Source organism: Streptacidiphilus sp. BW17 (assembly GCF_041262485.1).
Taxonomy (GTDB): Bacteria; Actinomycetota; Actinomycetes; order Streptomycetales; family Streptomycetaceae; genus Streptacidiphilus.
Window position 1 is genome coordinate 1 of record NZ_JBGCCR010000003.1, and the last position, 26,245, is coordinate 26,245.

Genomic DNA, 26,245 nt, shown 5'->3' on the forward strand with positions numbered 1-26,245 from the left:
TCGAGAAGCTCGCGACCGGAGCCATGCACCCGCCGGGACCGAGAGGTCACAACCCTACCGAAGAGGGCTGCAGTAGGGATGGTCCTCTAATGAGCAACCTCATCGCCGTCGCGTACCCCGATGTGGCCACCGCCGAGCACGTGCGCAACAAGCTGATCGAGCTGCAGAAGCAGAAGCTGATCAAGGTGGAGAACGCCGTCGTCGTCGAGCGTCGCCCCGACGGCAAGGTCAAGCTCCACCAGGCCGTCAGCACCACGGGCGCGGGCGCCGCGGGCGGTGCCCTGTGGGGCGGCCTGATCGGTCTCCTCTTCTTCATGCCGTTCCTCGGCGCGGCCATCGGCGGCGCGACCGGCGCGGCGGTCGGCTCGGCCCGGGACTTCGGCGTCGACGACGACTTCATGCGCCAGGTCGGTCAGCACCTGACCCCGGGCTCAGCGGCCGTCTTCACCCTGGTCAGCGACGCCGTCACGGAGAAGGTCCTGCCGGAGCTCGCTCCCTTCGGCGGCCGGCTGATCCAGACCTCCCTCAGCCCGGCCGACGAGGAGCACCTCAAGGAGGCCGTGGCCGCCGCCCGGTCCACGGCCGACGCCTGACCGCTCGGACTCCTCGCGCCGACACGCACGTCCGCCCGGCCCGCTTCAGGCAGCCGTCTGTCCAGCTGTGGCCGCTTCCTGTGCCGACCTGTCGACTGACGGACCCACCGATGTACCGACCTATCGACTGACCGAATCGAAGCGACCGAGAATTCCTCGATGGCAGCGACCGCCGCCCGGACGACCCCCGCACCCGACGCCGCCCAACAGCCCCGTTCCCGCCGCTGGGTCGAACTGGCCCTGGTGCTGGTCGCCGTGGCGATCTCCGCGTACGGGTACGCCGACGTCGGCTACGACATCGACGGCATGGTCCCGTCGGACACGGTGAAGTACGCGGTGGGCCTCGGCGTGCTCGCGCTGGCGGCCCATCTGGTCGTCCGGTTCCGGGCCCGCTACGCCGACCCGCTGCTGCTGCCGATCGCGGTCCTGCTCAACGGCCTTGGCCTGGTGGTCATCTACCGGCTGGACCGGGCCACGCCCGGCAGCGCCTCCGCGCCCACCCAACTGGTCTGGTCGGCCATCGGGGTGCTCTGCTTCATCGGTGTCGTCCTGCTGCTGCGTGACTACCGCGTGCTGCAGCGCTACGCCTACGTGCTGGCCTTCGCCACGCTGTTGCTGATGATCGTTCCGATCTTCCTGCCCGCGGTCTACGGGGCGAAGATCTGGATCAAGATCGGTCCGCTCTCGTTCCAGCCGGGGGAGATCGCCAAGATCGCGCTGGCGATCTTCTTCGCCGCCTACCTGGCCGTCGCCCGGGACGCGCTGGCGCTGACGGGCCGCAAGGTGTGGAAGCTGGAACTGCCGCGGGGCCGCAACCTCGGCCCGATCGTGCTGATCTGGCTGGCCAGCGCGGCGATCCTCTTCCTGGAGCAGGACCTGGGCACGCTGCTGCTCTTCTTCGGCCTCTTCGTGGTCATGCTCTATGTGGCGACCGGCCGGATCGGCTGGATCGCGGTCGGCCTGGTGCTGGTCGGGCTCGCGGTCGTGCCGGTGGCGCTCTGGGAGCCACATGTGCACGTCCGCTTCGTCGACTGGCTCAACCCGATGCGGACCATCCAACAGGGCCAGGGGCCCAGCCAGTTGGCACAGTCGATGTTCGCCTTCGCGGCCGGTGGCCTGCTCGGCACGGGGCTGGGCCTCGGCCATTCCTACCTGATCGGCTTCGCGATGAAGTCCGACTGGATCCTGGCGACCTTCGGCGAGGAGCTCGGCCTGGTCGGCCTGGCCGCGCTGCTGCTGCTCTACGCGATCCTGGTCGTCCGCGGCTACCGGACCGGGCGGCTGTTGTGGGACCCGTTCGGGCGGCTGCTCGCGATCGGCCTGGCGACGCTGCTGGCGCTGCAGGTCTTCGTGGTCGCGGGCGGGGTGACGGACCTGATCCCGCTGACCGGGATGACCATGCCGTTTCTGGCGCAGGGCGGTTCGTCGCTGGTCACCAACTGGATCCTGATCGCCCTGCTGATCCGGCTGAGCGACGCCGCCCGCCGCCCGGAGGCGCCGGTCGCCCCGCTGGAGCTCGACGAGATCGAGGAGATCCAGGAGGCCCTGGAGAGCCGGCAGTCCAGGTGGCCCAGGTGGGCCCGCAGACCTGGGCGGGACGCGTCGGAACCGGACGAGTCGGAATCGGACGGGACGGAACCGGATGAGCCGGACGACGAGGGCCCGGACGGCGAGGAGACACAGGGGGTGCCGCAGGTATGAGCAGTAACCCCACACCCGCCCCCGAAGGGCAGCCGTCACCACCGCGGGGAGCGGTCCGGCTGTCGCTGAGCCGGACCGGTCGTCGGGCGGGCCTGTTCTGCCTGGTGCTGATCCTGGCCCTGCTGGTCAACATGACCCGGCTTCAGGTCTTCCAGGCCAAGTCGCTGAACGACAACACCGCCAACCAGCGCAGCATCATCGCCCGTTACGGCCAGCCGCGCGGCGACATCTACGTCGCCGGCAGACGCGTCACCGGGTCCACGGCGACCGGCGGGCTCTACGACTACCAGCGCACCTACGCCAACGGCCCGCTCTACGCGCCCGTGACCGGCTTCTCCTCGCAGACGTACGGCAACACGCTGCTGGAGGGGGTCGAGGACGACGTGCTCACCGGTCAGGACAGCCGGTTGTCCACCAACGCGCTGTGGGACCAGATCTCCCGGACCAAGGTGCCGGGCGGGAACGTCTTCACCACCATCAACCCCCAGGCGCAGCAGGCCGCCTTCCAGGGGCTGGGCAACAAGCGCGGCGCCGTCGCCGCCGTCGACCCGGCGACCGGGCGGATCCTGGCGCTGGCCAGCACACCCTCCTACGACCCCAACGGCCTGACCGGCGCGGGCCAGTCCACGGTCAACGACTGGACCACGCTCAACGCGGACAGCACCGCGCCGATGCTGAACCGCGCGCTGCGGCAGACCTATCCGCCCGGTTCGACCTTCAAGGTGGTCACGCTCGCGGCGGCGCTGCAGAACGGTCTCTACAGCGGCATCAACGTGCCGACGAACTCGCCCGATCCGTGGACCCCGAACGACACGAACCACGCGATCACCAACGAGAACCCCGGCCTGCCATGTGGCAACGCCACCCTCGACTACGCGTTGGAGGTCTCCTGCAACACCGTCTTCGCCAAGGTCGGCGCCGATGTCGGCGAGGCGGACATGGTGAAGACGGCGGAGGCCTTCGGGTTCAACCAGAACGACCAGACGATTCCCGTCGGTGTGGTGAAGAGCAACTTCGACACCGGCCTGACCAGCCAGGCCTTCCTCGCGCTCTCCTCGATCGGCCAGTACGACACGGCCGCCACGCCGTTGCAGATGGCGGAGGTCGCGGCGGCCGTCGCGAACAACGGGACGCTGATGCAGCCCCGGCTGCTGGACCGGATCACCCGCGGCAACGGCACGACCGTCCAGACCTTCGGCGACCAGAAGTTCAGCCAGCCGGTCTCGCCGCAGGTGGCGTCCGAGATCCAGCAGGCCATGGTGGACGTGGTCGCCTCGGGCACCGGGACCAACGCACAGATCCCGGGCGTCGTCGTCGGCGGCAAGACCGGGACGGCGCAGAACGGCGTCGGCAACTCCGGTACGCCCTACGCTTGGTTCATCTCCTATGCCAAGCCGACCCCGTCCTCGGCCTCGCCGGTCGCGGTGGCCGTGGTGATCGAGGACGGCAACGCCAACCGAGCGGACATCAGCGGCGGCGGCCTGGCGGCCCCGATCGCCAAGGCCGTGATGCAGGCGGTCCTGGGCGGCTGATCGTCCGCACCGCTGATCGTCCGCCCCGCTGATCGTCCGCACCGCTGATCGTCCGCACCGCTGATCGTCCGCATGGCTGATCGTCCCCACCGCGCACCGCGCGTTCTAAGGTGGGCGCTATGCCGAAGATCGCAGTCGTCGGAAGCCTCAACCTCGACCTGGTCGTCCCGGTGGCGCGGCATCCGCTGCCGGGGGAGACCGTGCTGGGCGGGGACCTGGCCGAGCATCCGGGCGGCAAGGGTGCCAACCAGGCCGTCGCCGCGGCGCGCCTCGGCTCGGCCGTGGCCATGCTGGGCCGGGTGGGCGCGGACGACGCGGGCGCGCGGATGCGGGGTGCGTTGGAGCGCGAGGGCGTGGACGTCACCCGGGTCGAGCCCGTCGACGGGCTGTCGACCGGACGCGCGCTGATCGCGGTCGACGAGCTGACCGGCGAGAACTCCATCATCGTCAGCCCCGGCGCCAACAACGCGCTCGCCCCGGAGCACTGCGCCGCCGAGGGATCCCTGCTCCGGGACGCCACGGTCACTCTGCTGCAGCACGAGATCCCGCCGGAGACAGTGGCCGCCGCGGCGCGGCTCGCGGGCGGCCTGGTGCTGCTCAACCCCGCTCCCGCGCGGGAGCTCAGCGTCGACCTGCTGCACATGGTCGACCTGCTGGTTCCCAACCGCGCCGAGCTGGCCGCACTCGTCGGCCATCCGCTCGCCGACCTGCACGCCGTCGCCGACGCGGCGCGGCAACTGCGCGGCCCGGCGGCGGTCGTGGTCACCCTCGGTGCGGAAGGCGCGCTGCTCTGCGAGGACGGTGCGGTGCTGCTGGTGCCGCCGCACCCGGTCCGGCCGCTGGACACCACAGCGGCGGGCGACGCGTTCTGCGGGGCGCTGGCCGCCGGCCTGGTCGAGGGACGCGAGCTGCACGAAGCGGTCCGGCGGGCCAACGTCGCCGCCGCGCTGAGCACGACCTTCGCGGGCGCGCAGCCGTCGCTGCCGACGCGCGAGGAGCTGGCCAGGGAGCTCGGCGAAGCCTGAGGGTCGTGCCGCTGCTGTCAGTGGCGGCGTGTATCCATGTGATCACGGGGCTGCACCCGTTGACCTTCGGGTTCTTCGCGGCGTGGCTCACGGGGGCTGCGTTGATCTAGTTCGGGTACAGCATCAAGCACTCGCGCCTGCGCGGCGCGGACTGAGCGGCCGGGCCGTCCGGGCGGCCGGGCGTCGGTCCGCGCCGCGCGGGGTCAGTTTCTGGAACCGATGCCGAGGCCGGCGCCGAGGGCGGCGGTCAGGCTGCCGTCGCTGGTGTCGCCGTCCATGGACCAGACGAACGTGCCGCGCAGGCCGTGTTCCTGGATGTAACGGCCCTTGATGAAGACGGAGAGCGGGTTGTCGTAGGTGTAGAAGGTGCCGGAGGCCGCGTCGTACTTGTACGGCTCCTGGGCCAGCGGGTCCCAGTACGTCTTGCCGGGGGCGGTGACGACCTGGTTGTAGTTCGGTGTCCCGCCACCGGCGGTGGCCGTCTGGAACAGGCCGTCCCCGCGCGGGCCCGGGGCCACGCCGGTCCACTCGTGGGCGTAGTACGGGATGGCGATGCCGATCTTGCTCGGCTCGACGCCCTGGGATTCGTAGTACTGCACGGCCTGGTTGACGCTGAACTGGTTGTTCGCCGGGTTGGGGTCGCGCGGGTCCTGCGTGAGTGCCGAGGCCAGGTCGGTCGGGCCGGTCGGCTCCCAACTGCCGTGGTAGTCGAAGGTCATGACGTTGAACCAGTCGACGACCTTGGCCACCTGCCGGAGTTGCACCTTGGCGGCGACGGTCGGGCTGGCCGAGGTGTTGGCCGTGAGCAGGTAGCGCTCGCCGCTCTGCGCTCCGGCGGCGTCGAGCTGGGTGCGGAACTCCTGCATGAGCGAAGTGAAGTCGGCGGTGTCCTGCGGCCCGTAGGGGTTGCCGTTGCCGGGCTCGTCCGGGTACTCCCAGTCGATGGCGAAGCCGTCGAAGATGCCGGCCGCGGCCCCTGCGGGCAGGCCGGGGATGTCGCCCTTGAGATACTGGTCGACGCAGGAGGCGACGAGCTTCTGCCGCGACGCGGCGGTCGCGGCCGCCGCGGAGAAGTTGCCGGACCAGGACCAGCCGCCGATCGACATCACGATCTTCAGATGCGGGTAGGCGGCCTTGAGTTCGCGCAGTTGGTTGAAGTTGCCCATCAGCGCCTGGCCGGGAGCATCGGCCTGGCCGTTGACGGACTCGGCGGCCGAGAACGGGCGCTGGTAGTCGGCCCAGCTGTCGCCGCTGGCGCAGAGGCCGTCGGTGGAGATGTTGCTGAACGCGTAGTCGAGCTCGGTGAGGTTCTTCATCTCGCCGGAGGTGACCAGGTTCTTCTCGTCGAAGCCGGAGTAGATGCCCCACTGGGTGAAGTAGCCGATCAACTGCTTCTGGCCGGTGCCCCGGTCGCCGCCGCTGGAGGCGGGGGCGGCGGCGTGGGCGGGCGCACCGCCGAGCAGTGCGACGGCGCAGGCCGCCGCGGTGGCGACGGCGGCTCTTCTTGCGGCGGCGGTTCTTCTGGCGGAGGCGCGACGGATCGCTGGCATGAACTCTCCTCGGCGGGGTGGTGCGCAGGAGTCGCACGGCTCGCGTGGTGCGTGGCGCGTGGAGCGCCTGGAGCGTGCGGACACAGTTGCGCGGTGTGGTGCGAGCGGGCACTGGGCACGTGCAGAGGCGGTGCGGGGAGGAGCGCGGGGTGGCGCGGAGCAGCGGTATTGGCATAGACCAATGAGAGGGAAGGTATAGGCCAATCCGGCGAAGGGTCAATGGCCGGGTCCCGGCGCCTCGGGTGGACCGCCGCGTCGCCCCCGAGCGGAGGTAGGACGCGCACGGCCGGAGTGTCCGTCGTCCGGCCGTCGTGGCCCGTCAGGATCTACGCTGAAGGCGTCATGGGCGGAGCACTGCAGGAGCAGGCAGCGCGGGTCTGGCGGCGGGGTTGCCGCGGCGCCCGGCTGATCCGGGATGCCGCGTGGGCAGCGCCGGACCGGCCGGTGGCCCTGGCCCCGGGGCTGAACCTGCCCGCGCGGATCGGCCTCGCGGTGGCCGGCTCCCTGGTGGTCGCGGTCCTGGCCGTGACGGCGAACGAGCAGCTGACCGGGCTGGTGCCCGGCAGCCTGGCGTGGGCGCTGGCGGCGGTGCAGACGCTGCCGCTGCTCCTGGTCGTCGCCCGGCCGCTCGCCGCCTGGCGGATCTGCACGCTCGGCATGACGCTGGCGACCTTCGCCGAGGTGGGTCACGTTCCCACGCCGTTCTGGCCCTGGCCGGTCGGCTCCTGCTGCGGCTACGTGGTGCTGCTCTTCGTGGTCGCCCAGCGCTACGGCCGGGAGATCGCCTTCGCGGTGGACGTGCTGGTCGCGTGCGCCGTACTGCTGCCCGCGACGCTGCTGGTCGGGATGCCGCCGGTGGTCTTCGGCGTCGCGGTGGTGGCGGTCACGCTGGTGCTGGTGCTGGGGGAGTCGATCCACTCCCGGCTGGAGGCGGAACGCCATCTGGAGCAGGCCGAGCAGCAGCGCCGGGCCGGGCTGGCGCGCCAGGCGGTGCTGGAGGAGCGGAGCCGGATCGCCCGCGAACTCCACGACGTCGTCGCCCACCACATGTCGATGATCGCGATCCAGGCCGAGGCCGCGCCGTACAAGGAGCCGGGCCTGCCCGAGCAGACCCGGCGCACCCTGGCTGCCATCCGGGAGGCGTCCACCACCGCGCTGACCGAGATGCGCCGGGTGATCGGACTGCTCCGCGAGGAGGACGAGGGCGCCGAGCGCGCGCCGCAGCCGGGGATCGACAGCATTCCCGACATGGTCCGTGCCGCCCGCCAGGCGGGCATGCAGGTCGACCTCACCCTGACCGGCGGCCCGGAGCGGACGCCGGGCGTGGTCGACGTGTCGGCGTACCGGATCGTCCAGGAGGCGCTGAGCAATGCGGGCCGCCATGCGCCCGGGGCCCGCGTTGCGATCGAGGTGCACCGCACCCGGTCCGGCGTCCGGGTCGACGTCGCCGACGACGGCCGCACCGTCGCCCGCGCCGACGCGGCCCCGCCCGGCGGTAACGGCGGGCACGGACTGACCGGCATGCGCGAACGCGCCGCGCTGCTGGGCGGCACGCTGCGCGCGGGGCCGCGCGCCGACGGTGGCTTCGAGGTGAGCGCCGAACTTCCCACGGACGGGCCGGTGGACGGCGGCCTGGAGGTCGCCGGTCTCGACGGCCGCCTCGAAGAACGGCTGGAACGGCTCCTCGACGCGACCCCGGACGAGGCGCTCGCGCCCGCCGAGCTGCCGGAGGCCGAAGCCGGGCAGGACGACGATGCGCGTGAACTCTCCGACGTGTCGGTGGACGGCCAGAGGCTCTGGAGGCGGCATCACCATGGAGAATCGGAGACGAACCGCCGCACGGGCGGCCTGACGGGCGAGGTGATCGATGACCGGGGCGGGGGCGATGGCTGAGGCGGTTCCGGAGCCGGGAGCAGAGCCGGGCACAGAGCCGGGCGCAGTGCCAGGCGCGGAGCGGGCCCAGGAGCTGCGGGACCGCTCGGGCGACCCGATCCGGGTGCTGCTCGTGGACGACCAGGAGATGGTCAGGGACGGGCTCGGCGCGCTGCTGTGCACCGCGTCCGACATCGAGCTGGTCGGCGAGGCGGGCGACGGCGTCCGGGCCATCCGCCTGGCGCGTGAACTCCGGCCCGACGTCGTGGTGATGGACATCCGGATGCCGGGCATGGACGGCCTGACGGCCACCGGCGCCATCATCGACGCGGCCGGGGAGGACGGACCGCGCGTCCTCATCCTGACCACCTTCGACCTCGACGAATACGTGTACGAGGCACTGGCGCGCGGGGCCAGCGGATTCCTGCTGAAGGACGCCCCTGCGCGGGATCTGATCAACGCCGTCCGGGTGATCGCGGCCGGACAGGCGCTGCTCGCCCCGTCGGTGACCCGGCGTCTGATCGCCGACGTGGCACGCCGTCGCCGCGCCGGGAACCTCCGCCCGGAGGCGGTCTCCGCGCTCACCGCGCGCGAGCTGGACGTCCTGCGTCAGGTGGCCCGTGGGCTGTCCAACTCGGAGATCGCGGACGAGCTGGTCCTCTCCGAACAGACCATCAAGACCCATGTGGGCCGGATCCTGGCCAAGCTGGAGCTGCGCGACCGCACCCAGGCCGTGGTCTTCGCCTACGAGCACGGCGTCGCGGGCGGCAACGACCAGCCCGAGTGAACGGCGCGGGGCGTGGACCGGACCGCGGAGTGAACCGGGGAGTGGACCGGCGAGCGAGCCGGGGAGTGGACCGGGGAGTGAACCCGATCGTGGTGGGCTTACGGGACCATGCGGACCCCTACCTGGGGGTGGATGGGTGAACAACCCTGCAGTGTGACGACAGCGCGGTACGTCCCTTCCTAGGCTTGGGATCGTGACGACGACTCATGCCCGTTCGGGGGAGCGTTCGAGGGAGCGTGTGAGGGAGGCGAGGAGAGCCGCCACCCGGCTCAGGGTGCCGCGGCTGAGAGTCGAGCGGTTCACCGCGGCTTTCGTCGGTCCGGAGGCTCCCTGGCGGGTGCGTCGCGCTCTCTGGGTGCTTGGCGCCCTTGTCTGCGCCGGCTGGGCCCTGGGGTTCCCGCTGATCTCCAACATTCCGGCCCAGCGCTACTGGGGCTGGTCCGCCGCGATCGGCTACGGTCTGGCCGCGCTGGCGGCGGCGCTGCTGCCGCGCGCGCGTGCGTTCCGGGTGGCCGTCGCGCTGGCGCTGACCTTCGCGCTGGTCGTTCCGATGGCCGTGCTGCTGGCCCGCAACGAGGGCCAGTCGGAGATCTGGGTGGTCCAGCAGTCGGCGACCAGGCTGCTGCACACCGGGTCGCCCTACATACTCCACCCGCAGGACTGGCGGGGTTACACGCCCTATCTCCCCGGCATGGCGCTGTTCGGCCTGCCGCACCTGGTGCTGCCAGGGGCGCTGGGGGACGTCCGGATCTGGTTCCTGCTCGCCTTCCTGGGCTTCCTCGTCGCCACCTGGAAGCTGCTGCGCGGCGGCAGCACCGCGGGGCTGGCCGTGCCGCTGGGGGCGGTGCTTGCCTCGCCGCTGGTCGCGTTGCCTGCGGCGGTCAGTGGCGTCGACCTTCCGATGATCGGCGGCTGCTGCTTCGCCATGGCGCTGGCCGGGCGCGGGTACGCGGCCCGGGCGGGCGTCGTGCTGGGTCTGGTCTGCGCGATCAAGTGGACCGCCTGGCCTGCGGTGCCCGTCGGGTTGCTGCTGCTTTACCAGGTCGGCGGTTGGCGCGCGGTACGGCGCAGTGCGCTGTGGACGGCGATCGTGGGCGGCGTGCTGGTGGTGCCGTTCGCCGTCGCCTTCCCAGGGACGATGCTGGAGCAGGTGATCCGCTTCCCGCTCGGCCTCTCCTCGGTGCGCACCCCGGCGGACAGCCCGCTGCCCGGCCATCTGCTGGCAGAGCTCGGCCCGGCCGGGCGCATGGGCTCGCTCGCCCTGCTCGGGCTGGGCGGCCTGGCCATCTGCGTCTGGCTGGTGGTCCGCCCGCCGCGGAACGCGCGGGCCGCGTGCGACCGGCTGGCCCTCGGCGTCGCCACCGCGTTCCTGCTGGCCCCGGCCGGGCGGTTCGGCTATCTCCAGCTGCCCGCGCTGCTGTTCCTGTGGCCGAGACTGGCGCTCCACGAGGGCGCGGAGGCGGCGGAGGACGAGCCGGAGGAGCTCGACGCCGCGGAGGTCCTGGCGGGCGTCGGCGAGTCCTGACGCGGCAACTGCGGCCACCTCTCCCACCTGCGGCGCTGTTCCATGCGGCCGATTCCCGGACGCTGGCGTTCTTACCGCGGCGTATCGTCGTCGCGGGGAGTCGAACATTCAGGGAACACATGGAATGTTCGTAGGAATGCTTGCGGGAAGGGGAACCGGCGGTGCAGGACGAAGGTCGACGGGGAGTGCGACGACGAACGGTGCTGGGGGCGGCAGCCGCCGCCGGCGCCGGGCTGGGACTCGCCGCGTGCGACTCGGGCCCGGCCACGCACGCGGCGACGTCCGCCGAATCGGTGCACGCTTCGCCTGCCTCCGCAGCGAACGCGACCGCCCGGGAGAACGCCAAGCCCGGCGCGTCCGACTGGCGGATGACCCACCAGGGCGCGGCGGAGGCTGTCGAGGGCTACGCCGACCAGGCGTCCCTCCGCCCCGGCCAGAAGCTGACGCTGCGGGTCTCCACCACGGCGCCCGGCTTCACCGTCTCGGCCTACCGCGTCGGCTGGTACGGCGGTGACCAGGCCCGGCTGGTCTGGAAGTCCGGGCGGATCGCCGGGCACCGGCAGCCGCCGCCGCAGATCGTGGACGCGACCCGCACCGTCCAGTCCCAGTGGAAGCCGAGCCTCACGGTCGACACCACCGGCTGGCCGGAGGGCGCGTACCTGCTGCGCCTGGACGCCGAGAACCACGCGAACCGGGCACAGCGCTGGATCCCGCTGGTGGTCCGGTCGGCCTCCGCCGAGGGCAAGGTGCTGGTGATGCACGGCACCGCGACCTGGCAGGCGTACAACACCTGGGGCGGCACCAGCCTCTACCAGGGCGCGGACGGCAGCTACGACGCGCGGGCGCTCAAGGTCTCCTTCGACCGGCCCTACGACGACAACGGCGCGGTCAAGTTCCTGGTCTACGAGCGCGCCCTGGTCGTCCTCGCGGAGCGGCTCGGCCTCCCGCTCGCCTACACGACGGGCATCGACGTGCACACGGACCCGTCGATCCTCAGCGGCGCGACCGCCGTGCTCTCCCTCGGCCACGACGAGTACTGGACCCCGGAGCAGCGCGGCTACGTCACCAAGGCGCGGGACACGGGCACCAACGTCGCCTTCCTCGGCGCGAACACCTGCTTCCGGCGGATCCGGATCGAGGACGCCGGGCGGACGGTCGTCTGCTACAAGACGGACTACCGCGACGACCCGGTCTACTGGACCGACCGGGTGCTGACCACCACCGACTTCCGCTCCGGCCCGGCCCCCGACCCGGAGTCGTCGATGACCGGCGTCTTCTACGAGGGCTACCCGACCGACGCCCCCTACGTGGTGCACCAGGCTGACCACTGGCTTTTCGCGGGCACGGGGGTGAAGGCGGGCGACTCTTTCGCGCACCTGATCGGTGTCGAGTACGACCGGGTCACCCCGAGCGCGCCGACGCCGCGGCCGATCGAGATCCTGGCCCACTCCCCGCTGGTCTGCAACGGCAACCACAGCCACTCGGACACGGCGTACTACACCGCCCGCAGCGGCGCGGGCGTCTTCGCCTCCGGCACGATGCGCTGGGTCGAGGGCCTGATGGCGGGCGGCCACGACGACTACGACGACCACGGCATGGACGCACGCACGGCCCGCTTCGTCACCAGGACGACGGAGAACCTGCTCACCGCCTTCGCCCTCGGCCCGGCGGCCAACCACCGCCCGGCCCCGCAGGACAACCTGCAGGACGTCTACGGCTCGGGCGCCTGACGTCGCATCATGAGCGCCGGGGGCTCGCTCCCCGGCTCGGTCGGTGGCTCACGACCCGTCGGCGAGCAGCAGCGGCCGGACCACGTACCCGGCCGAGTCGACGCCGGAACTGCCGCCCTGGACCAGGGCGCAGACAGCGATGTTGCTGTTGTAGGCGACCATCCAGCCGTCCGTGCCGTTGGCGACCTCCGCCGTGCCGGTCTTGGCGCCGACGCCGGACAGGTCGCCGAGGCGCGGTGCGGCGGTGCCGTACTGGGCCACGGCGCTCATCATGTGCTGGAGATAGCCGTCGTCGCGTGACGACAGCGCAGTGGAGGCCGGGGTCTGCGCCTGACCCGGGATCAGGATCGGTTGGTGGAAGCTGCCGCTCTGCACGGTCGCCGCGACCGAGGCCATCACCAGCGGGCTGACGACGACCTGGCCCTGGCCGATGTACTGGGCGGCACGGTCGCCGCCGGAGGGGTCGGCCGGGACGCTCGGGTCCTGGGTCGCCACGCCGCCGCCGATGGACCAGTCGCCGAAGCCGAACACCTGCGTCGCCGTGTCGTGCAGCGCCGAGGCGGGCTGGCCGTTCTGGGTCAGGTTGTCGGCGGCTGCCTTGATGAAAGCGGTGTTGCACGACTCCGCGAAGGCCTGGGTCATCGTCGAGGTCGCCGAGTCCGGGACGTCGGACTCGTTGTTGAAGCTCTCGGACGAGGCCTCCAGGGTCTTCGGGCAGGGCAGCACGCTGGACGGAGTCAGGCCGGTGTTGTCGAAGAGCGCGGTGGACGTGACGATCTTCATGGTCGACCCCGGCGGCTGTGAGCCGTTGATCGCGAGGTTCACATCGGAGGCGGTGTTGGCGATCGCGAGGATGTGGCCGTTCTGCGGATCGATCACCACCACGCCGGTCGCCATCCCCTGGAGCACCGACTGCCGCACGGCGTTCTCGGCGACCTGCTGGAGGTGCGCGTCCAGGGTGGTCTGGATGGTCGCGGCCTTGGGGGCCGTGAAGACGGTCGCGGGGGCGACCGGGCTGTTGGAGCTGTCGATGACCTCGACGCCCGCGCCGCCGGAACCCCCGCTCGCCTGGCCGTTCTTGGCGATGGTGGCCAGGATGTCGCTCAGTGAGGGGTCTTGGGCTGCGGTCAGCTGCGTGCCGTTCCGGTCGGTGACGGTCGTCGCCCCCGGGTCGGCGGTGACCGCTCCGGCCTGGACGTTCTGACCATCCGTCAGCTTCGGGTAGAGCACGGAGGACGCCCAGTGCACGGCCGACGTGCCGTTGGTGCTCTGCACCACGTCCAGCGTGCCCGGGTAGCTCCAGGTGCCGCCCTTGACCTGGGCCGCGACGGAGAAGTTCACCTTGGTCGCGCCCGTCAGCTGCGGGTCGGGGCCGGCGGGGGTGATGCCGGTGAAGGTGACGCCGGTCAGCGCGAGCCCGTCGTGGTAGCTCTGCAGCGCGGCCTGCGCGGTGGTGGGGGAGTCGGTGTCGCTGGCCGCGCCGCCGTAGTGGCCGGGGCCGCTCTGCCAGGACTGGAGGAAGGCGGTGGCGAGCTTCTGCGCGTCCGCGCTGCTGGGCGGGTTGGTGGCCAGTGCGGTCGGATCGAAGGTCGCCGCCGCGCTCCCGGCGCCGCTGTCACTGCCGCTCCCCACCACGGCGTGCACGACGTTGACCGCGGCGTAGGCGCCGCCGGCCAGGACGGCCGCCACCGTGGTGGCGACAGCTATTTTCGCCGCTTTGTTCATTGTCTGCCGAATCCCCCCGCGACGAGGGCACACATATGACCCAATCAATCGGATCGTATGTGTGCGTGCCGGTCGGAGCAGGGGAATCGGTGAACTTGTGCGGACTCTGTGACCTGTTCGTGCTCGCCGGAACGGGGCTGGGAGGCCGATGGTGGGTCAGAAACGGCCAAACCGTCAGATCCAGCCCGTCAGATCCAGGTGGGCCACCACATCCGCGCGCGCCAGCTGTCGATCGGAATGACCTGGGCGTCGTAGAGCGGGAGGAAGTAGAGGAAGTTGGCCATGATGGCCACGACCAGCACGCCCGCCGCGATGCCGCCCAGCAGCCGCCGGTCGCCCCGCGCCCTCGCCGAGCCGAGCAGCGCGCCGATCAGGAACGCCACCGCGAGCGCCAGGTACGGCTCGAAGGCGATCGTGTAGAAGAGGAAGATCGTCCGCTGCTGCCACTGGAACCACGGCAGGTAGCCGGCCAGGATGGCGCAGGCGATCGCGCCCGCCCGCCAGTCGCGGCGCAGCAGCCACCGGTACAGGCAGTAGACCAGCGCGAAGGTCGCCGTCCACCAGAGCAGCGGCGTGCCGATCGCCAGCACCTCGCTGGAGCACTGCGCGACGTGACAGCCGCTCTGACCGTTGGTCGGCGACTCGTAGTAGAAGGAGACCGGGCGCCCGTTGACCAACCAGCTCCAGGGGTTGGACATGTAGGTGTGCGGGGTGTGCAGGTTGGTGTTGAAGGCCCAGATCTCCGAGTGGTAGTGCCACAGGCTGCGCAGCGGCGCGGGCATCCAACTCATGTCGAACTGCGGCAGGTTGTGCAGCGGGCCGATGGAGGAGGGTGACAGGCCCTTGCGGCCGTCGGCCCAGGTGCGGTCGTAGCCGCCACTGGTGAAGAGCCAGCCGGACCAGGCGGCGACGTAGGTGACCAGGGCCACCAGCACCATCCAGACGAACGCCAGCGGCGTGTCGTGCAGGAACGCGGTCCGGTAGGGACGCCGGGCACCGGCGGCCTTGCGGGCGCCCGCGTCCCACAGCACCGTCATCACGCCGAAGAAGGCGACGAACCAAAGGCCGTTCCACTTGGTGGCGCAGTCCAGGCCGAGGCAGATGCCGGCCAGCAGCCGGTAGGGACGCCAGCCCAGGCGCGCGGCGGTGGCCAGGGCGTCGTTCGGCGCCGCGTCCAGGTTGTCGACGGTCGCGCCGACCAGGTCGGCCAGGCGCGCCCGGCTGCGGTCCCGGTCGATCAGCAGCAGCCCGAAGGCGCACAGCGCCCAGAACATGACCACCTGGTCGAGCAGGCCGGTGCGGCTCATCACGAAGTGCATGCCGTCGCAGGTCAGCAGCAGACCGGCGACACAGCCCAGCAGCGTCGAACGGAACAGCCGACGGCCGATCCGACAGACCATCAGCACCGCCAGGGTGCCCAGCACGGCGACCATGAAGCGCCAGCCGAAGGGGTTGAGCCCGAAGATCATCTCGCCTATGCCGATCACCCACTTGCCCGCCGGCGGGTGCGCGATGAACTCGGCGCCGGTCGGCGTGGGGATCTGCTGATGGTGCTGCATGATGAGCGTGTTGGCGTTGTCCGCCCAGTTGCGCTCGTATCCGAAGTGCCAGATCGACCAGGCGTCCTTGGCGTAGTACGTCTCGTCGAAGATGATCGCGTGCGGGTTGCCCAGGTTCCAGAAGATCGTCACCCCGGCGACCAGGGTGATCGCCAGCGGTCCGATCCACCCGGCCCACCGGCACAGGAACAGCCACAGCCCCGGCGGGATCCGCAGCCCCAGCCTCGCCAGCACCGGCGACGGCGCGCCGACGGCGACGCCCGGGCCGTCCGGCATCGGCGGCACCAGCCGCTCCCGCAGCGGCGTCCGGTCGGCGGCGTGGTAGCCGTACCGGCCGAGCCGACGCTGCCAGGTGGTCAGCGGATGGCGACGGCGCGGGCTCGCACCGGGCATGCCGTCGTCCCGGGCGTCCCCGGGCGCCGCAGCGGTCAGCATGTCCGTCCTGTGTTCATCCACGCGAGCATCGTAGGGGCGGAACCTGTCGACGCGAGGGCTTGGCTGTTCCTGTGCCGGTGGGACGGGTGGGGCTGGAGTGCGGCTGGTGGGGATCTTGTCGCGATTCGTGGGGAGTCGTGCGGCGTCGTAGGGGGTCGTGTCGAGTCGTGCCGAGATCACCGCGCGGAGGTCGGGGCGCGGGGGATCGGCCCCGGGATGGGACGATGGGCGGGTGACTGGTCTACTCGTTCTCGCAGGCACCCCCATCGGCGACGTCGAGGACGCCCCGCCGCGTCTCGCCAAGGAGCTGGCCGAGGCCGACATCGTCGCCGCCGAGGACACGCGGCGGTTGCGGCGGCTCTCGCAGGCACTGGGCGTGGCGCCGACCGGGCGGGTGGTGTCGTACTTCGAGGGGAACGAGGTCGGCCGGACTCCCGAGCTGGTCGAGGCCCTGCAGGGCGGCGCCCGGGTGCTGCTGGTCACCGACGCCGGGATGCCCTCGGTCTCCGACCCCGGGTACCGGCTCGTCGCGGCGGCCGTCGACGCGGGCGTGCGGATCACCGCCGTCCCGGGCCCGTCCGCGGTGCTGACCGCGCTCGCGCTGTCCGGGCTGCCGGTCGACCGGTTCTGCTTCGAGGGCTTCCTGCCCCGCAAGGGCGGGGAACGCGCAGCCCGGCTGCGGGAGCTCGTCGCCGAGCCGCGGACCATGGTCTTCTTCGAGTCCCCGCACCGGATCGACGACTCGCTGGCCGCGATGGCCGAGGCGTTCGGCGGGGAGCGGGACGCGGCCGTCTGCCGCGAGCTGACCAAGACGTACGAGGAGGTCAAGCGCGGAACGCTGGCCGAGCTCGCCGCCTGGGCCGAGGACGGCGTCCGGGGCGAGATCACCGTCGTCGTCTCCGGCGCTCCGCCCGCGGTGCCCTCCGCCGTGGACGCCGCGGAGCTGGCCCGCCGGGTCGCTCTCCGGGTGGACGCGGGCGAGCACCGCAAGGAGGCGATCGCCGCCGTGGCCGCGGAGGCGGGCCTGCCCAAGCGCGAGGTCTTCGACGCGGTGGTGGCCGCGAAGAGCGCCGCCCCGGGGCGTGCGTAGCGCGTAGGCGCGGGCATGCGCACGGCGCATGCGCCGTGTACGGAGTTGTATACGGAGGGGTGCTGTTCTGTGGCGCCCTCGGCCGTTCGAGTGCGGCTCGGGGTGCGACGTACCGGCTTACGTCCCGGGTGAAACGGGCGTACCGTATCGGAACAGGCAAATAGCGGCTAAAGAAACGCCCCGGAATTCCTCTGTGCAGATCCCGGGCTGCGTCAAGAAGTCCCAACTCTCCCCAAAGAATTCGCGTCACCGTGATCGACGGCATTTCTCCGGGAAACCATGGGGACGAGAAAGTCCCGGCCGGGGCGAGGGCTCCGGCGGGCAACGGGAGCATGTCATGAGCGAAACCTCCGCGCCGAGCAGCCGACCGCCCATGGAGACGGCCCACGAGGCCTACTCCTTCGCCTGCCTGAGCTGCGGCTACGGCTGGGAACAGGCGTACGAGATCGAGCATGCGGTCGATCGCAACGGCCGGATGGTCTATCGCTACCTGGCCAACGGCCTGCCGGTCCCGTCTCCGCTGACCCACCCGTCCTGCCCCGGCTGCGGCGGCGAGCACGTCCGGATCATGGCCGCCGGTCGGGTGGCCTCGGCCGTCGCCAGTTGGCACGCGCCCCAGCCCGCGGCCCCCGCCAAGCGGCGAGAGCCGCGCCGGCCCCGCGCGGCCGTGAAGGCGACCGACGCCACCGATGCCACAGACGTGGCAGACTCCGCAGACGCTCCAGACGCGACGGAGACGGCCGAGCAGCCCACGCCGCTCGCACTGGCCGACCCCCGGCCGAGGCGCCGTCTGCACCTCCCGTTCCACTGGCACCTGCGCCGTCGCCACGGCTGACCCCGGCCCGTCCTGCCCCTGCCCCTGCCCTTGAGGAGGGTCTCTGTCCGGGGGTCTCTCCGGGCCTCGGTGCGGGCCTCTGTCCGCGTCTCTCTCAAGGGCTGATCACGCGGACGAGGGGCAGGGCTCGGGCCGATATCATTACGGCATGACCGCCGTCCAGAACCCCGGCAAGAGCTACTACGTCTCGACGCCGATCTACTACGTCAACGACCGCCCGCACCTGGGCCACGCCTACACCACCGTCGCAGGCGACGTGCTGACCCGCTGGCACCGCCAGCGCGGCGAGCAGGTGTGGTACCTCACCGGCACGGACGAGCACGGTCAGAAGATCATGCGCACGGCCGAGGCCCACGGCGTCACTCCGCAGGAGTGGTGCGACAAGCTGGTCGAGGAGGCCTGGAAGCCGCTCTGGCAGCACCTGGAGATCGCCAACGACGACTTCATCCGCACCACCGAGGACCGCCACACGGCCCGGGTGCAGGAGTTCGTCCAGGACCTCTACGACAAGGGCGAGATCTACCAGGGCGGTTACGAGGGCCCGTACTGCGTCGGCTGCGAGGAGTACAAGGCCCCGGGTGAACTCCTGGACGGTGAGGGCAAGTTCGCCGGTCAGAAGCTCTGCCCGATCCACAAGACGCCCGTGGAGATGCTGAAGGAGGAGAACTACTTCTTCAAGCTCTCCGAGTACGGGCCCAAGCTGCTGGAGTTCTACGCGGCCAACCCGGGCTTCATCCAGCCCGAGTCCGCGCGCAACGAGGTCGTCCGCTTCGTCGAGCAGGGCCTGCAGGACCTCTCCATCTCCCGCTCCACCTTCGACTGGGGCGTGCAGATCCCCTGGGACCCGAAGCACATCATCTACGTGTGGGTCGACGCCCTGCTCAACTACGCCACGGCCGTGGGCTACGGCTCCGACCAGGCGAAGTTCGACGCGACCTTCCCGGCCGACGTGCACCTGGTCGGCAAGGACATCCTCCGCTTCCACGCGGTGATCTGGCCCGCCATGCTGATGGCCAACGGCCTGCCGCTGCCCAAGCGCGTGGTCGCCAACGGCTGGCTGATGGTCGGCGGCGAGAAGATGAGCAAGTCCAACCTCACCGGCATCGCGCCGCAGGACCTGACCTCGCACTTCGGCGTGGACGCCTACCGCTACTACTTCCTGCGCGCGATCCCGTTCGGCACGGACGGCTCGTTCTCGTGGGAGGACTTCTCCGCCCGCTACACGTCCGAGCTGGCGAACGACTTCGGCAACCTCGCCTCGCGCGTCGCGGCCATGGTCGGCAAGTACTTCGGCGGCGTGCTGCCCGAGGCGACGGCGCCCGGTCCGGCCGAGGCCGCGCTGGCGGAGGGCCTGGCCAAGGCCGTCGCCGAGGCGGACGACAGGATCGGCGAGAAGCTGGACTTCGCGGGCGGCATCGGCGCGATCTTCGACTTCGTCAAGCAGGTCAACGGCTACCTCACCGAGCAGGAGCCGTGGAAGGTCGCGAAGGACGAGTCGCCCGAGGGCCAGGCCCGCCTCGCCACGATCCTCTACGCGGCGGCGGAGTCGCTGCGCGCGCTGGCGGTCCTGCTGAACCCGGTCATGCCGCGGGTCGCCGGCCTGCTCTGGGACTCCCTCGGCGCGGAGGCAGCGCTGGGTGCGCTCGCCGACCAGCGGATCGACGCGGTTGCGCAGTGGGGCACGCTCCCGGCGGGGGTGACCGTCACCAAGGGCGAGATCCTCTTCCCGCGCCTTGAGGAGAAGAAGGACTGACGGGTGCTCTGAGCTCCCGCAGGTAGTTGCACTGTCCGGGGGCGCGGGGCTGTGCTGATCTGCGGCTCTGCGGCTCTGCGGCTCTGCGGCGTGGGCACGAGTGGTCGAGCCCGTGCTGCCGCAGGTGGTTGCACAATCAGGGGCGCGGGGCTCCGCTGATCTGCCGCTCCGCCGCGTGGGCGCGCCAATCCCCCAGCCTTTCGGCCGGGGGAGGGTGGTTGTTCGCGCGCGCAGTTGATCAAGCAGAGCCCCGCGCCCCTCAATGCTGCAACTGACTCGAAGATCGAAAGGAACCCTCCGTGGCCCGCTCGAAGAGCGACAACAGCACGCCGCCTCCGGTGCCGGAGCCGCTCCGCGTGCCCGTCGCGGACTCGCACACGCACCTGGACATGCAGGACGCGACGCCGGAGGAGATCCTCGCCAAGGCCGCCTCAGTCGGAGTGACCACCCTCGTCCAGGTCGGCTGCGACATCCCGGGGTCACGGTGGGCCGCGGAGCTCGCGGCTCAACACGACAACGTTCACGCCACCGTGTCCCTGCACCCCAACGAGGCCCCGCGGATCGTCCTCGGCGACCCGGACGGGTGGAGCGGGCAGAAGCGCGCCCCCGGCGGGATGGCCGCGTTGGACGCGGCGATCGAGGAGATCGACGCGCTGGCCGCGTTGCCGCAGGTGCGTGGCGTGGGGGAGACGGGCCTGGACTACTTCCGGACCGGGCCCGAGGGCGTCGAGGTGCAGCAGGAGTCGTTCCGGCGCCACATCGCCCTGGCGAAGAAGCACGGCAAGGCCCTGGTCATCCATGACCGGGACGCGCACGAGGACGTGCTGCGCATCCTGGTCGAGGAGGGCGCGCCGGAGCGGACCGTCTTCCACTGCTACTCGGGCGACGAGGAGATGGCCAAGGTCTGCGCCGACGCGGGCTACTACCTCTCGTTCGCCGGGCCGGTCACCTTCCCGGCCAACAAGCACCTGCGGGCCGCGCTCGAGGTCGCCCCGCTGGACCGGATCCTGGTCGAGACCGACGCGCCCTTCCTCACCCCCGCGCCGTTCCGTGGGCGGCCGAACGCGCCGTACCTGATCCCGGTGACCCTGCGGGCGATGGCGGAGGTCAGGGGCATCGGCGAGGACGAGATGGCCGCCGCCGTTGCCGCCAACACCGCGCGTGCGTTCGACTACTGAGCCCAGAAGTCGAATGCTGAGCCCAGAACTCGAACGGTGAACGGGCTCGTCACCACCCGACCGGCCCAGTGACCGCCGTCGCGACGCGCTCGTTGGGCAACCCGTGAACAAGCCCTCGACCGCTGTCCGTTCGCCACGCGCGCTGCAGCAGGCGCTGATCCTCGCCCTCCTGGTGGGCGGGACCGGCGCGTTCCTCGCGGAGCAGCCGCCGCACGCGGGCGACGCCGACCGCGTCAGCGAGGCGTCGGACACCACGCCGGACACGGTGGCTGACGAAGTGCCCACCCAGACCCAGCAGCTGAGCCAGAGCGCCGTGATGCCCATCGCGCCCGCCGCCACGCCGCTGCTGCGCGAACTGCTCGCCCCGCAGCACTCCAACCCGCCCGCCACCGTCAAGGCGGCACACCGCGCCCGGCACGCCAGGCCGCACCGCCGCTCGATGGACCCCCTGGGCGCGGACGCGGCGAGTGCGTGGGGCGACGGCTTCGCGCCACGTGGACGCCATCGCGGGAGATCCGAGGAGGACATCCACGTCACCGGCGCCATGGACTGGCTCGCCCTGGCCCGGTGCGAGTCCGGCGGCAACCCGCACGTCACCGACCCGAGCGGCCACTACGGCGGGCTCTACCAGTTCGACGCCCACACCTGGCACAGCCTCGGCGGCCACGGCCTGCCCCAGGACGCCTCCCCCTCGGAACAGACCACCCGCGCCCGCGCCCTCTACCGCGAACGCGGCCTCTCCCCCTGGCCCTCCTGCGGCCGCCGCGCCGAGCGCTGATCCTTTCCGCCTACGCGCAGCGCGTGGGAGCACAATGGGAGCGCGCGTGAGCAGTGCGCCTTGGCTCGACGGATACGGCTGATAGAGAATCGATTCGGCACCTCACCCTGGCCCCTGGGCTGAATAGCGATGTCATCCGCACCGGGGCGAGGGAGGCGAGGAGGATGACCGCGATGACGGTCGACGACACGACCCAGCTTCCATATGGGTGGACGTACGAGCAGGCCAAGGACCTGGACCTGCCCTATGACTGGGAGCTGATCGATGGAGTCATCGTGCCCAGGGGTATGACGACACAGTGGCACGACGAGGTGCGGGACGGGCTGCACTTTGCCCTACGCAGCACGCGGGCCAAGCCGTACGCGACCGGAGTGGAGCGCTGCACCCTCCTTGCGGAGGACACCGTTCTCAAGCCCGATGTCCTGGTGTTCGACCCGACCGACCTGGACTTCTTCGAGGTGGAGTGCCTGCCTGTCTCCGCCGTGTCGCTCTGCGTCGAGGTGGTCTCGCATGGCAGTCGGGCCCAGGACCGGCTGACCAAGCCGGGGCTCTACGCCCAGGCCGGGGTGCCTGCCTTCTGGCGGGTCGAGCGTGGGAGCGACGACCAGCCCGTGGTGCACGAGTTCCGACGAGACGAGAAGAGCGGCGTCTACACGCCGGTCACCGCGCACGAGGGTTACCTCCGGACTGACTTTCCTTTCCCCATCAGCATCGACCTCACCGCCCTGCTGCAGCTCTGACCGCACCTTCCGGCCCCGTATCCTTGGCGGGTGAGCACCACCGATCCCGCCCCTGAGGCCGCCGAGCCCGCCGACGCCCCGTCTGCGCCTGCCACCGCCGACTCCGCGCTGCTGGGCCCCGCCGACATCCGTGAGCTGGCCGGAGCGCTCGGTGTGCGGCCGACCAAGCAGCGTGGGCAGAACTTCGTCATCGACGCCAACACCGTGCGCCGCATCGTCCGGGCCGCCGAGGTGCGGCCGGAGGACGTCGTGGTGGAGGTCGGGCCCGGGCTCGGGTCGTTGACGCTCGGGCTGCTGGAGGTGGCCGACCGGGTGACGGCCGTCGAGATCGACTCGCTGCTCGCGCAGCACCTGCCGACCACCGTTGCCTCCCGGATGCCGGGGCGCGCGGACCGCTTCGCGCTGGTGCACGCCGACGCGATGACCGTGACCGAGCTGCCCGGCCCCGCGCCGACCGCGCTGGTCGCCAACCTCCCCTACAACGTCGCGGTTCCGGTGCTGCTGCACATGCTGGAGACCTTCCCGAGCATCGAGCGGACGCTCGTCATGGTGCAGAAGGAGGTCGCTGACCGGCTTGCCGCGCAGCCGGGCAACAAGGTCTACGGCGTCCCGTCGGTCAAGGCCCAGTGGTACGCGCACGTCAAGCGTGCCGGGGCGATCGGGCGGAACGTCTTCTGGCCCGCGCCCAACGTCGACTCCGGGCTGGTCTCGCTGATCCGCCGCGACGAGCCGCTGAAGACCACCGCCTCGCGCAAGGAGGTCTTCGCCGTGGTGGACGCGGCCTTCGCACAGCGCCGCAAGACGCTGCGCGCCGCGCTCGCCGGGTGGGCGGGCAGCCCGGCCGCCGCCGAGGCGGCGCTGAGCGCGGCGGGCGTCGACCACCGGCTGCGCGGCGAGGCGCTGACGGTGGAACAGTTCGTGGCGATCGCCGAGCACAAGCCGGAACCGGCGAAGCCCGCGGCCGAACACCCGCCGCTGTAGCGGCTGTTCCGCAACCAACCCGCCCAGTCGTCAACCCGTCCACCCGTCAACCCGTCCACCCGTCAACCCTGAGTGCCAGGAGTGCCTCCGCCATGACCGCCGACCACCACGCCGACGCCGCCCGCGTGACGGACGGGGCCGACACCGGCACCGCTGCTGCTGTCACCGCCGCGGTCACCGTCCGTGTGCCCGCCAAGGTCAACGTGCAGCTCGCGGTGGGCGGTCGGCGGGCCGACGGGTTCCACGCGCTGGCCACGGTCTTCTTCGCGGTCGGCCTCTTCGACGAGGTCACCGCGCGTCCGGGGGAGCCGGGGGAGGGTGTGACGATCACCGTCGAGGGCCCGGACGCCGCCGTCGTCCCGACCGACGGCACCAACCTCGCCGCCCGCGCGGCGCAGGCGCTGGCCGCGCACCACGGCGTCCCGGCGGACGTGCGGCTGCACATCGCCAAGGACATCCCGGTCGCCGGCGGCATGGCGGGTGGCAGCGCGGATGGCGCGGCGGCGCTGCTGGCCTGCGACGCGCTGTGGGGGCTCTCCACTCCGCGCGAGACGCTCTTCGCGCTGGCCGCCGAGCTCGGCAGCGACGTGCCGTTCTCGCTGCACGGCGGGGTCGCCCTCGGTGAGGGACGCGGCGAGCAGCTGACGCCGGTTCCGACGCAGGGCGCGTTCCACTGGGTCTTCGCGGTTGCCGACGGCGGCCTCTCCACGCCCGCCGTCTACGGCGAGTGCGACCGCCTGCGCGAGCAGGCCGGTGGCCCGGGCGGCGCGGACGAGTCGCACGTGCCCACGCCCGCAGCGGACCGCGCGCTGCTGGACGCCCTCGCCACCGGCGACCCGGCCGCGCTCGGCGCGGCACTCACCAACGACCTTCAGGCGGCGGCCCTTTCGCTCCGCCCCTCCCTCGCGGACACCCTCCGCGCCGGCACGGATGCAGGCGCGATCGGCGCCCTGGTCTCCGGCTCCGGCCCGACCTGCGCCTTCCTGACCAAGGACGCGTCCGACGCCGCCGCCGTCGCCAACGCCCTTGCCGCGTCCGGTACCTGTCGTAACGTCAGGACAGCGGTCGGCCCTGTTGCCGGAGCCTCCCTGGCCTGAAGCCGGAATTGACCGATCGTCATCCGGTCACTCCGGCGAAGCCTCAGGCCGGCCGGCCGCTCGATCGCTCGATCGCTCGCGACGGATAGGGTGCGTGACTGACTACTTGCCCCGACCCATGCGATCGGCCCCGAAGCACGGCGCGAGGACGGCACGCGAACCGAGAACAGGATCTGATGATGACCGAGGCGACCGGTTCGAACGCGCTGGAGACCCTGCTCGGCCGCGCCCGTGGCCCGATGGGCCCGTCGATCGAGCTCGACTTCGGCACCACGGGCGGCCCGCTCGCCGAACTGGGCGCCGTGCTGTCGCGGATCAACGGCTTCTTCCTTTTCAACGCCGGCGTCCAGGTCTTCCGCGCGGGCGACCAGGGCCTCGGCCACGACGTGTTGACGTGGAACCGCGAGGACATCTGGAAGGACACCTACGACGGCCTGGCCGACGACCTGTTCTGCTTCGCGCAGGACATCTTCGGCACGCAGTTCGCCGTCGTCGAAGGGCGCGAGGTGGTCCGCTTCGACCCGGAGACCGCTGGGCGCGAGGTGCTCGGCGACAGCCTGGAGGCCTGGGCCGCCTGGCTGCTGGCGGACCCGGACGTGAACGGCGCGGCGTCGTTCGCCTACGCGTACCAGCAGGAGAACGGCCCGCTCGACCCGGCCCACCGGCTGGTTCCGCGGACGTTCTTCGTGGGTGGCGGGGGCTACGACTTCGACAACTTCGTCGCGCACGACGCGGTGGCGGCGATGCGCATCCGGGGCCCGATCGCTCAGCAGGTGCACGACCTGCCGGACGGCGCGACCGTCCGACTGCGCGTTGAGTGACCTTCCCGGACTCCCCGGCCCGCGCTGAGCGCGAGGGCCTGGTGGTGCGCAGCCCCTCCGCCGAACCCGGCTCCCGCGCGGTTCTGGTGAGCCTCACGGACGCGGGCCACGCCCTGATCGAGCAATCCGTAGACGCCGTCCTCAGCCGCGAGGCCGCTCTCGTCGCCGACCTGACCGCCGACGAACGCACAGCCCTGACGGAGCTCCTCGCCCGCCTGCTCACCGAAGTCACGCGGCGGGTCGGGGAGTGAGCGGAACGGCGACGCTCAGTCGCGGGGGAACTCGTCCGTCGCGAGGACGAGGCCGACGACCGTCCCGGTCAGATCCACCGGGTCGCCGAAGTCGAGCGTGAGCTCGTTCCGGTAATCCCCGTCCTTGGGCAGGGTGAACAGGTGGCACTGGGCGGTGTAGGGGTCGACGATCAGGTACACCGGGACCTTCGCGACCGCGTACACGGACCTCTTCGGGCCGTAGTCGTTCGCCGCCGTGTCCTTGGAGATCACCTCGGCGACGAACTCGATGTCTTGGTAGCGCCAACGGCCCTTTTCGGTCTTGGTGGCATCCTTCGCCAGCGCCGTCACATCGGTCGCGAAGCCGTTGAGGCGACCGGGGAAGTCGATCCGGACGTCCGATTTCACCCGGGCTCGGGCGTACTTCGTCCGCAGCTGCTCGACGACGTCCAGGATGACGTCCCAGTGGACGTCCCGCTGCGGCGTCGCGTAGAGGGCCCCCTCGACGATCTCGACCTTGTAGCCCTCGGGGACTGGCATCCGCTCCAGCGCCTCGAACATCGCGTCGAGGGTGAGCTCTTCGCTCTCGTCGGCCATGTCGGTCCTGTCGTCGTGAAGTGCGATGGTCACCGTGGCTCCTCCCCGCTGCCGCATGGGTACGGACAGTTGCCTTGTCCAACGATAAGCACGGTCCGAGGGCACGCCGCG

At 71.5% G+C, this 26,245-nt stretch carries 22 protein-coding genes; 18 read left to right on the forward strand and 4 right to left on the reverse strand.

Annotated features, from left to right (window positions below; all coding sequences use genetic code 11):
* Positions 1 to 89 precede the first annotated feature (89 nt).
* The 4 genes from ABH940_RS04050 to rbsK all read left to right on the forward strand — a co-directional run bounded on the left by ABH940_RS04050 (position 90) and on the right by rbsK (position 4,851).
* Entirely contained in the window at positions 90 to 593 is a 504-nt protein-coding gene (locus ABH940_RS04050; RefSeq protein WP_370104302.1) for a DUF1269 domain-containing protein, read from the forward strand.
* Positions 594 to 752: 159 nt separating this feature from the next.
* On the forward strand, positions 753 to 2,294 hold the full coding sequence (locus ABH940_RS04055) for an FtsW/RodA/SpoVE family cell cycle protein (protein ID WP_370061557.1): 1,542 nt from the start codon (positions 753 to 755) through the stop codon (positions 2,292 to 2,294).
* The gene (locus ABH940_RS04060) at positions 2,291 to 3,826 is read left to right on the forward strand and encodes a peptidoglycan D,D-transpeptidase FtsI family protein (RefSeq protein WP_370104304.1); all 1,536 of its coding nucleotides are present in this window, start codon (positions 2,291 to 2,293) and stop codon (positions 3,824 to 3,826) included. The genes ABH940_RS04055 and ABH940_RS04060 overlap by 4 nt, the downstream gene beginning before the upstream one ends.
* Before the next feature lie 119 nt (positions 3,827 to 3,945).
* Positions 3,946 to 4,851: a ribokinase gene (gene rbsK / locus ABH940_RS04065; protein ID WP_370061553.1), complete on the forward strand. Its 906-nt coding sequence runs from the start codon at positions 3,946 to 3,948 to the stop codon at positions 4,849 to 4,851.
* Between the two features lie 203 nt (positions 4,852 to 5,054).
* Here the strand turns inward: rbsK and ABH940_RS04070 are convergent, their stop codons facing one another.
* Positions 5,055 to 6,401: a glycoside hydrolase family 18 protein gene (locus ABH940_RS04070; protein WP_370104306.1), complete on the reverse strand. Its 1,347-nt coding sequence runs from the start codon at positions 6,399 to 6,401 to the stop codon at positions 5,055 to 5,057.
* Positions 6,402 to 6,743: 342 nt separating this feature from the next.
* Between ABH940_RS04070 and ABH940_RS04075 the strand changes: the two genes are divergently transcribed.
* The 4 genes from ABH940_RS04075 (at position 6,744) to ABH940_RS04090 (ending at position 12,315) form a co-directional block, all read left to right on the forward strand.
* Positions 6,744 to 8,294, forward strand: a complete 1,551-nt coding sequence (locus tag ABH940_RS04075; protein ID WP_370104307.1) for a sensor histidine kinase — start codon at positions 6,744 to 6,746, stop codon at positions 8,292 to 8,294.
* Positions 8,287 to 9,060, forward strand: coding sequence for a response regulator (locus ABH940_RS04080; protein ID WP_370061546.1), 774 nt, complete (start codon positions 8,287 to 8,289; stop codon positions 9,058 to 9,060). The genes ABH940_RS04075 and ABH940_RS04080 overlap by 8 nt, the downstream gene beginning before the upstream one ends.
* Before the next feature lie 355 nt (positions 9,061 to 9,415).
* Positions 9,416 to 10,585, forward strand: coding sequence for a glycosyltransferase 87 family protein (locus ABH940_RS04085; RefSeq protein ID WP_370104309.1), 1,170 nt, complete (start codon positions 9,416 to 9,418; stop codon positions 10,583 to 10,585).
* 185 nt (positions 10,586 to 10,770) lie between these two features.
* Complete coding sequence (locus ABH940_RS04090; RefSeq protein ID WP_370104311.1) at positions 10,771 to 12,315, forward strand: N,N-dimethylformamidase beta subunit family domain-containing protein; 1,545 nt, start codon at positions 10,771 to 10,773, stop codon at positions 12,313 to 12,315.
* Positions 12,316 to 12,363: 48 nt separating this feature from the next.
* Here the strand turns inward: ABH940_RS04090 and ABH940_RS04095 are convergent, their stop codons facing one another.
* Complete coding sequence (locus ABH940_RS04095; protein ID WP_370061539.1) at positions 12,364 to 14,040, reverse strand: penicillin-binding transpeptidase domain-containing protein; 1,677 nt, start codon at positions 14,038 to 14,040, stop codon at positions 12,364 to 12,366.
* Positions 14,041 to 14,228: 188 nt separating this feature from the next.
* Positions 14,229 to 16,034: a dolichyl-phosphate-mannose--protein mannosyltransferase gene (locus tag ABH940_RS04100; RefSeq protein ID WP_370061889.1), complete on the reverse strand. Its 1,806-nt coding sequence runs from the start codon at positions 16,032 to 16,034 to the stop codon at positions 14,229 to 14,231.
* A 232-nt stretch (positions 16,035 to 16,266) separates the two neighbouring features.
* On the opposite strand from ABH940_RS04100, the gene rsmI reads away from it, so the two are divergent.
* The 10 genes from rsmI (at position 16,267) to ABH940_RS04150 (ending at position 25,558) form a co-directional block, all read left to right on the forward strand.
* Entirely contained in the window at positions 16,267 to 17,124 is an 858-nt protein-coding gene (rsmI, locus tag ABH940_RS04105) for a 16S rRNA (cytidine(1402)-2'-O)-methyltransferase (protein ID WP_370061537.1), read from the forward strand.
* A 337-nt stretch (positions 17,125 to 17,461) separates the two neighbouring features.
* Entirely contained in the window at positions 17,462 to 17,959 is a 498-nt protein-coding gene (locus ABH940_RS04110; protein ID WP_370061535.1) for a hypothetical protein, read from the forward strand.
* A gap of 148 nt (positions 17,960 to 18,107) precedes the next feature.
* Positions 18,108 to 19,712, forward strand: coding sequence for a methionine--tRNA ligase (gene metG / locus ABH940_RS04115; protein ID WP_370061533.1), 1,605 nt, complete (start codon positions 18,108 to 18,110; stop codon positions 19,710 to 19,712).
* Between the two features lie 299 nt (positions 19,713 to 20,011).
* Entirely contained in the window at positions 20,012 to 20,890 is an 879-nt protein-coding gene (locus tag ABH940_RS04120; protein ID WP_370061531.1) for a TatD family hydrolase, read from the forward strand.
* Positions 20,891 to 20,993: 103 nt separating this feature from the next.
* A complete protein-coding gene (locus ABH940_RS04125; RefSeq protein ID WP_370061529.1) occupies positions 20,994 to 21,668 on the forward strand; it encodes a transglycosylase family protein in 675 nt (224 codons plus the stop codon).
* A gap of 164 nt (positions 21,669 to 21,832) precedes the next feature.
* A complete protein-coding gene (locus ABH940_RS04130) occupies positions 21,833 to 22,408 on the forward strand; it encodes a Uma2 family endonuclease (protein ID WP_370061527.1) in 576 nt (191 codons plus the stop codon).
* A gap of 30 nt (positions 22,409 to 22,438) precedes the next feature.
* Positions 22,439 to 23,389, forward strand: coding sequence for a 16S rRNA (adenine(1518)-N(6)/adenine(1519)-N(6))-dimethyltransferase RsmA (gene rsmA / locus ABH940_RS04135; RefSeq protein WP_370061525.1), 951 nt, complete (start codon positions 22,439 to 22,441; stop codon positions 23,387 to 23,389).
* Positions 23,390 to 23,481: 92 nt separating this feature from the next.
* The gene (locus tag ABH940_RS04140) at positions 23,482 to 24,486 is read left to right on the forward strand and encodes a 4-(cytidine 5'-diphospho)-2-C-methyl-D-erythritol kinase (RefSeq protein ID WP_370061523.1); all 1,005 of its coding nucleotides are present in this window, start codon (positions 23,482 to 23,484) and stop codon (positions 24,484 to 24,486) included.
* A 179-nt stretch (positions 24,487 to 24,665) separates the two neighbouring features.
* Positions 24,666 to 25,307, forward strand: a complete 642-nt coding sequence (locus ABH940_RS04145; RefSeq protein ID WP_370061521.1) for an SMI1/KNR4 family protein — start codon at positions 24,666 to 24,668, stop codon at positions 25,305 to 25,307.
* A complete protein-coding gene (locus ABH940_RS04150; protein ID WP_370104313.1) occupies positions 25,304 to 25,558 on the forward strand; it encodes a MarR family winged helix-turn-helix transcriptional regulator in 255 nt (84 codons plus the stop codon). The genes ABH940_RS04145 and ABH940_RS04150 overlap by 4 nt, the downstream gene beginning before the upstream one ends.
* 15 nt (positions 25,559 to 25,573) lie before the next feature.
* Here the strand turns inward: ABH940_RS04150 and ABH940_RS04155 are convergent, their stop codons facing one another.
* Positions 25,574 to 26,161, reverse strand: a complete 588-nt coding sequence (locus ABH940_RS04155; RefSeq protein WP_370104531.1) for a Uma2 family endonuclease — start codon at positions 26,159 to 26,161, stop codon at positions 25,574 to 25,576.
* Positions 26,162 to 26,245 lie beyond the last annotated feature (84 nt).

Coding starts and splice junctions, on each gene's coding strand:
- ABH940_RS04050 (WP_370104302.1), top strand. CDS start 90: ATGAGCAACCTCATCGCCGTCGCGTACCCCGATGTGGCCACCGCCGAG.
- ABH940_RS04145 (WP_370061521.1), top strand. CDS start 24,666: ATGACCGAGGCGACCGGTTCGAACGCGCTGGAGACCCTGCTCGGCCGC.
- ABH940_RS04075 (WP_370104307.1), top strand. CDS start 6,744: ATGGGCGGAGCACTGCAGGAGCAGGCAGCGCGGGTCTGGCGGCGGGGT.
- ABH940_RS04130 (WP_370061527.1), top strand. CDS start 21,833: ATGACCGCGATGACGGTCGACGACACGACCCAGCTTCCATATGGGTGG.
- ABH940_RS04055 (WP_370061557.1), top strand. CDS start 753: ATGGCAGCGACCGCCGCCCGGACGACCCCCGCACCCGACGCCGCCCAA.
- rbsK (WP_370061553.1), top strand. CDS start 3,946: ATGCCGAAGATCGCAGTCGTCGGAAGCCTCAACCTCGACCTGGTCGTC.
- ABH940_RS04060 (WP_370104304.1), top strand. CDS start 2,291: ATGAGCAGTAACCCCACACCCGCCCCCGAAGGGCAGCCGTCACCACCG.
- metG (WP_370061533.1), top strand. CDS start 18,108: ATGACCGCCGTCCAGAACCCCGGCAAGAGCTACTACGTCTCGACGCCG.
- ABH940_RS04110 (WP_370061535.1), top strand. CDS start 17,462: ATGAGCGAAACCTCCGCGCCGAGCAGCCGACCGCCCATGGAGACGGCC.
- ABH940_RS04070 (WP_370104306.1), bottom strand. CDS start 6,401: ATGCCAGCGATCCGTCGCGCCTCCGCCAGAAGAACCGCCGCCGCAAGA.
- ABH940_RS04095 (WP_370061539.1), bottom strand. CDS start 14,040: ATGAACAAAGCGGCGAAAATAGCTGTCGCCACCACGGTGGCGGCCGTC.
- ABH940_RS04140 (WP_370061523.1), top strand. CDS start 23,482: ATGACCGCCGACCACCACGCCGACGCCGCCCGCGTGACGGACGGGGCC.
- ABH940_RS04100 (WP_370061889.1), bottom strand. CDS start 16,034: ATGCTGACCGCTGCGGCGCCCGGGGACGCCCGGGACGACGGCATGCCC.
- ABH940_RS04080 (WP_370061546.1), top strand. CDS start 8,287: ATGGCTGAGGCGGTTCCGGAGCCGGGAGCAGAGCCGGGCACAGAGCCG.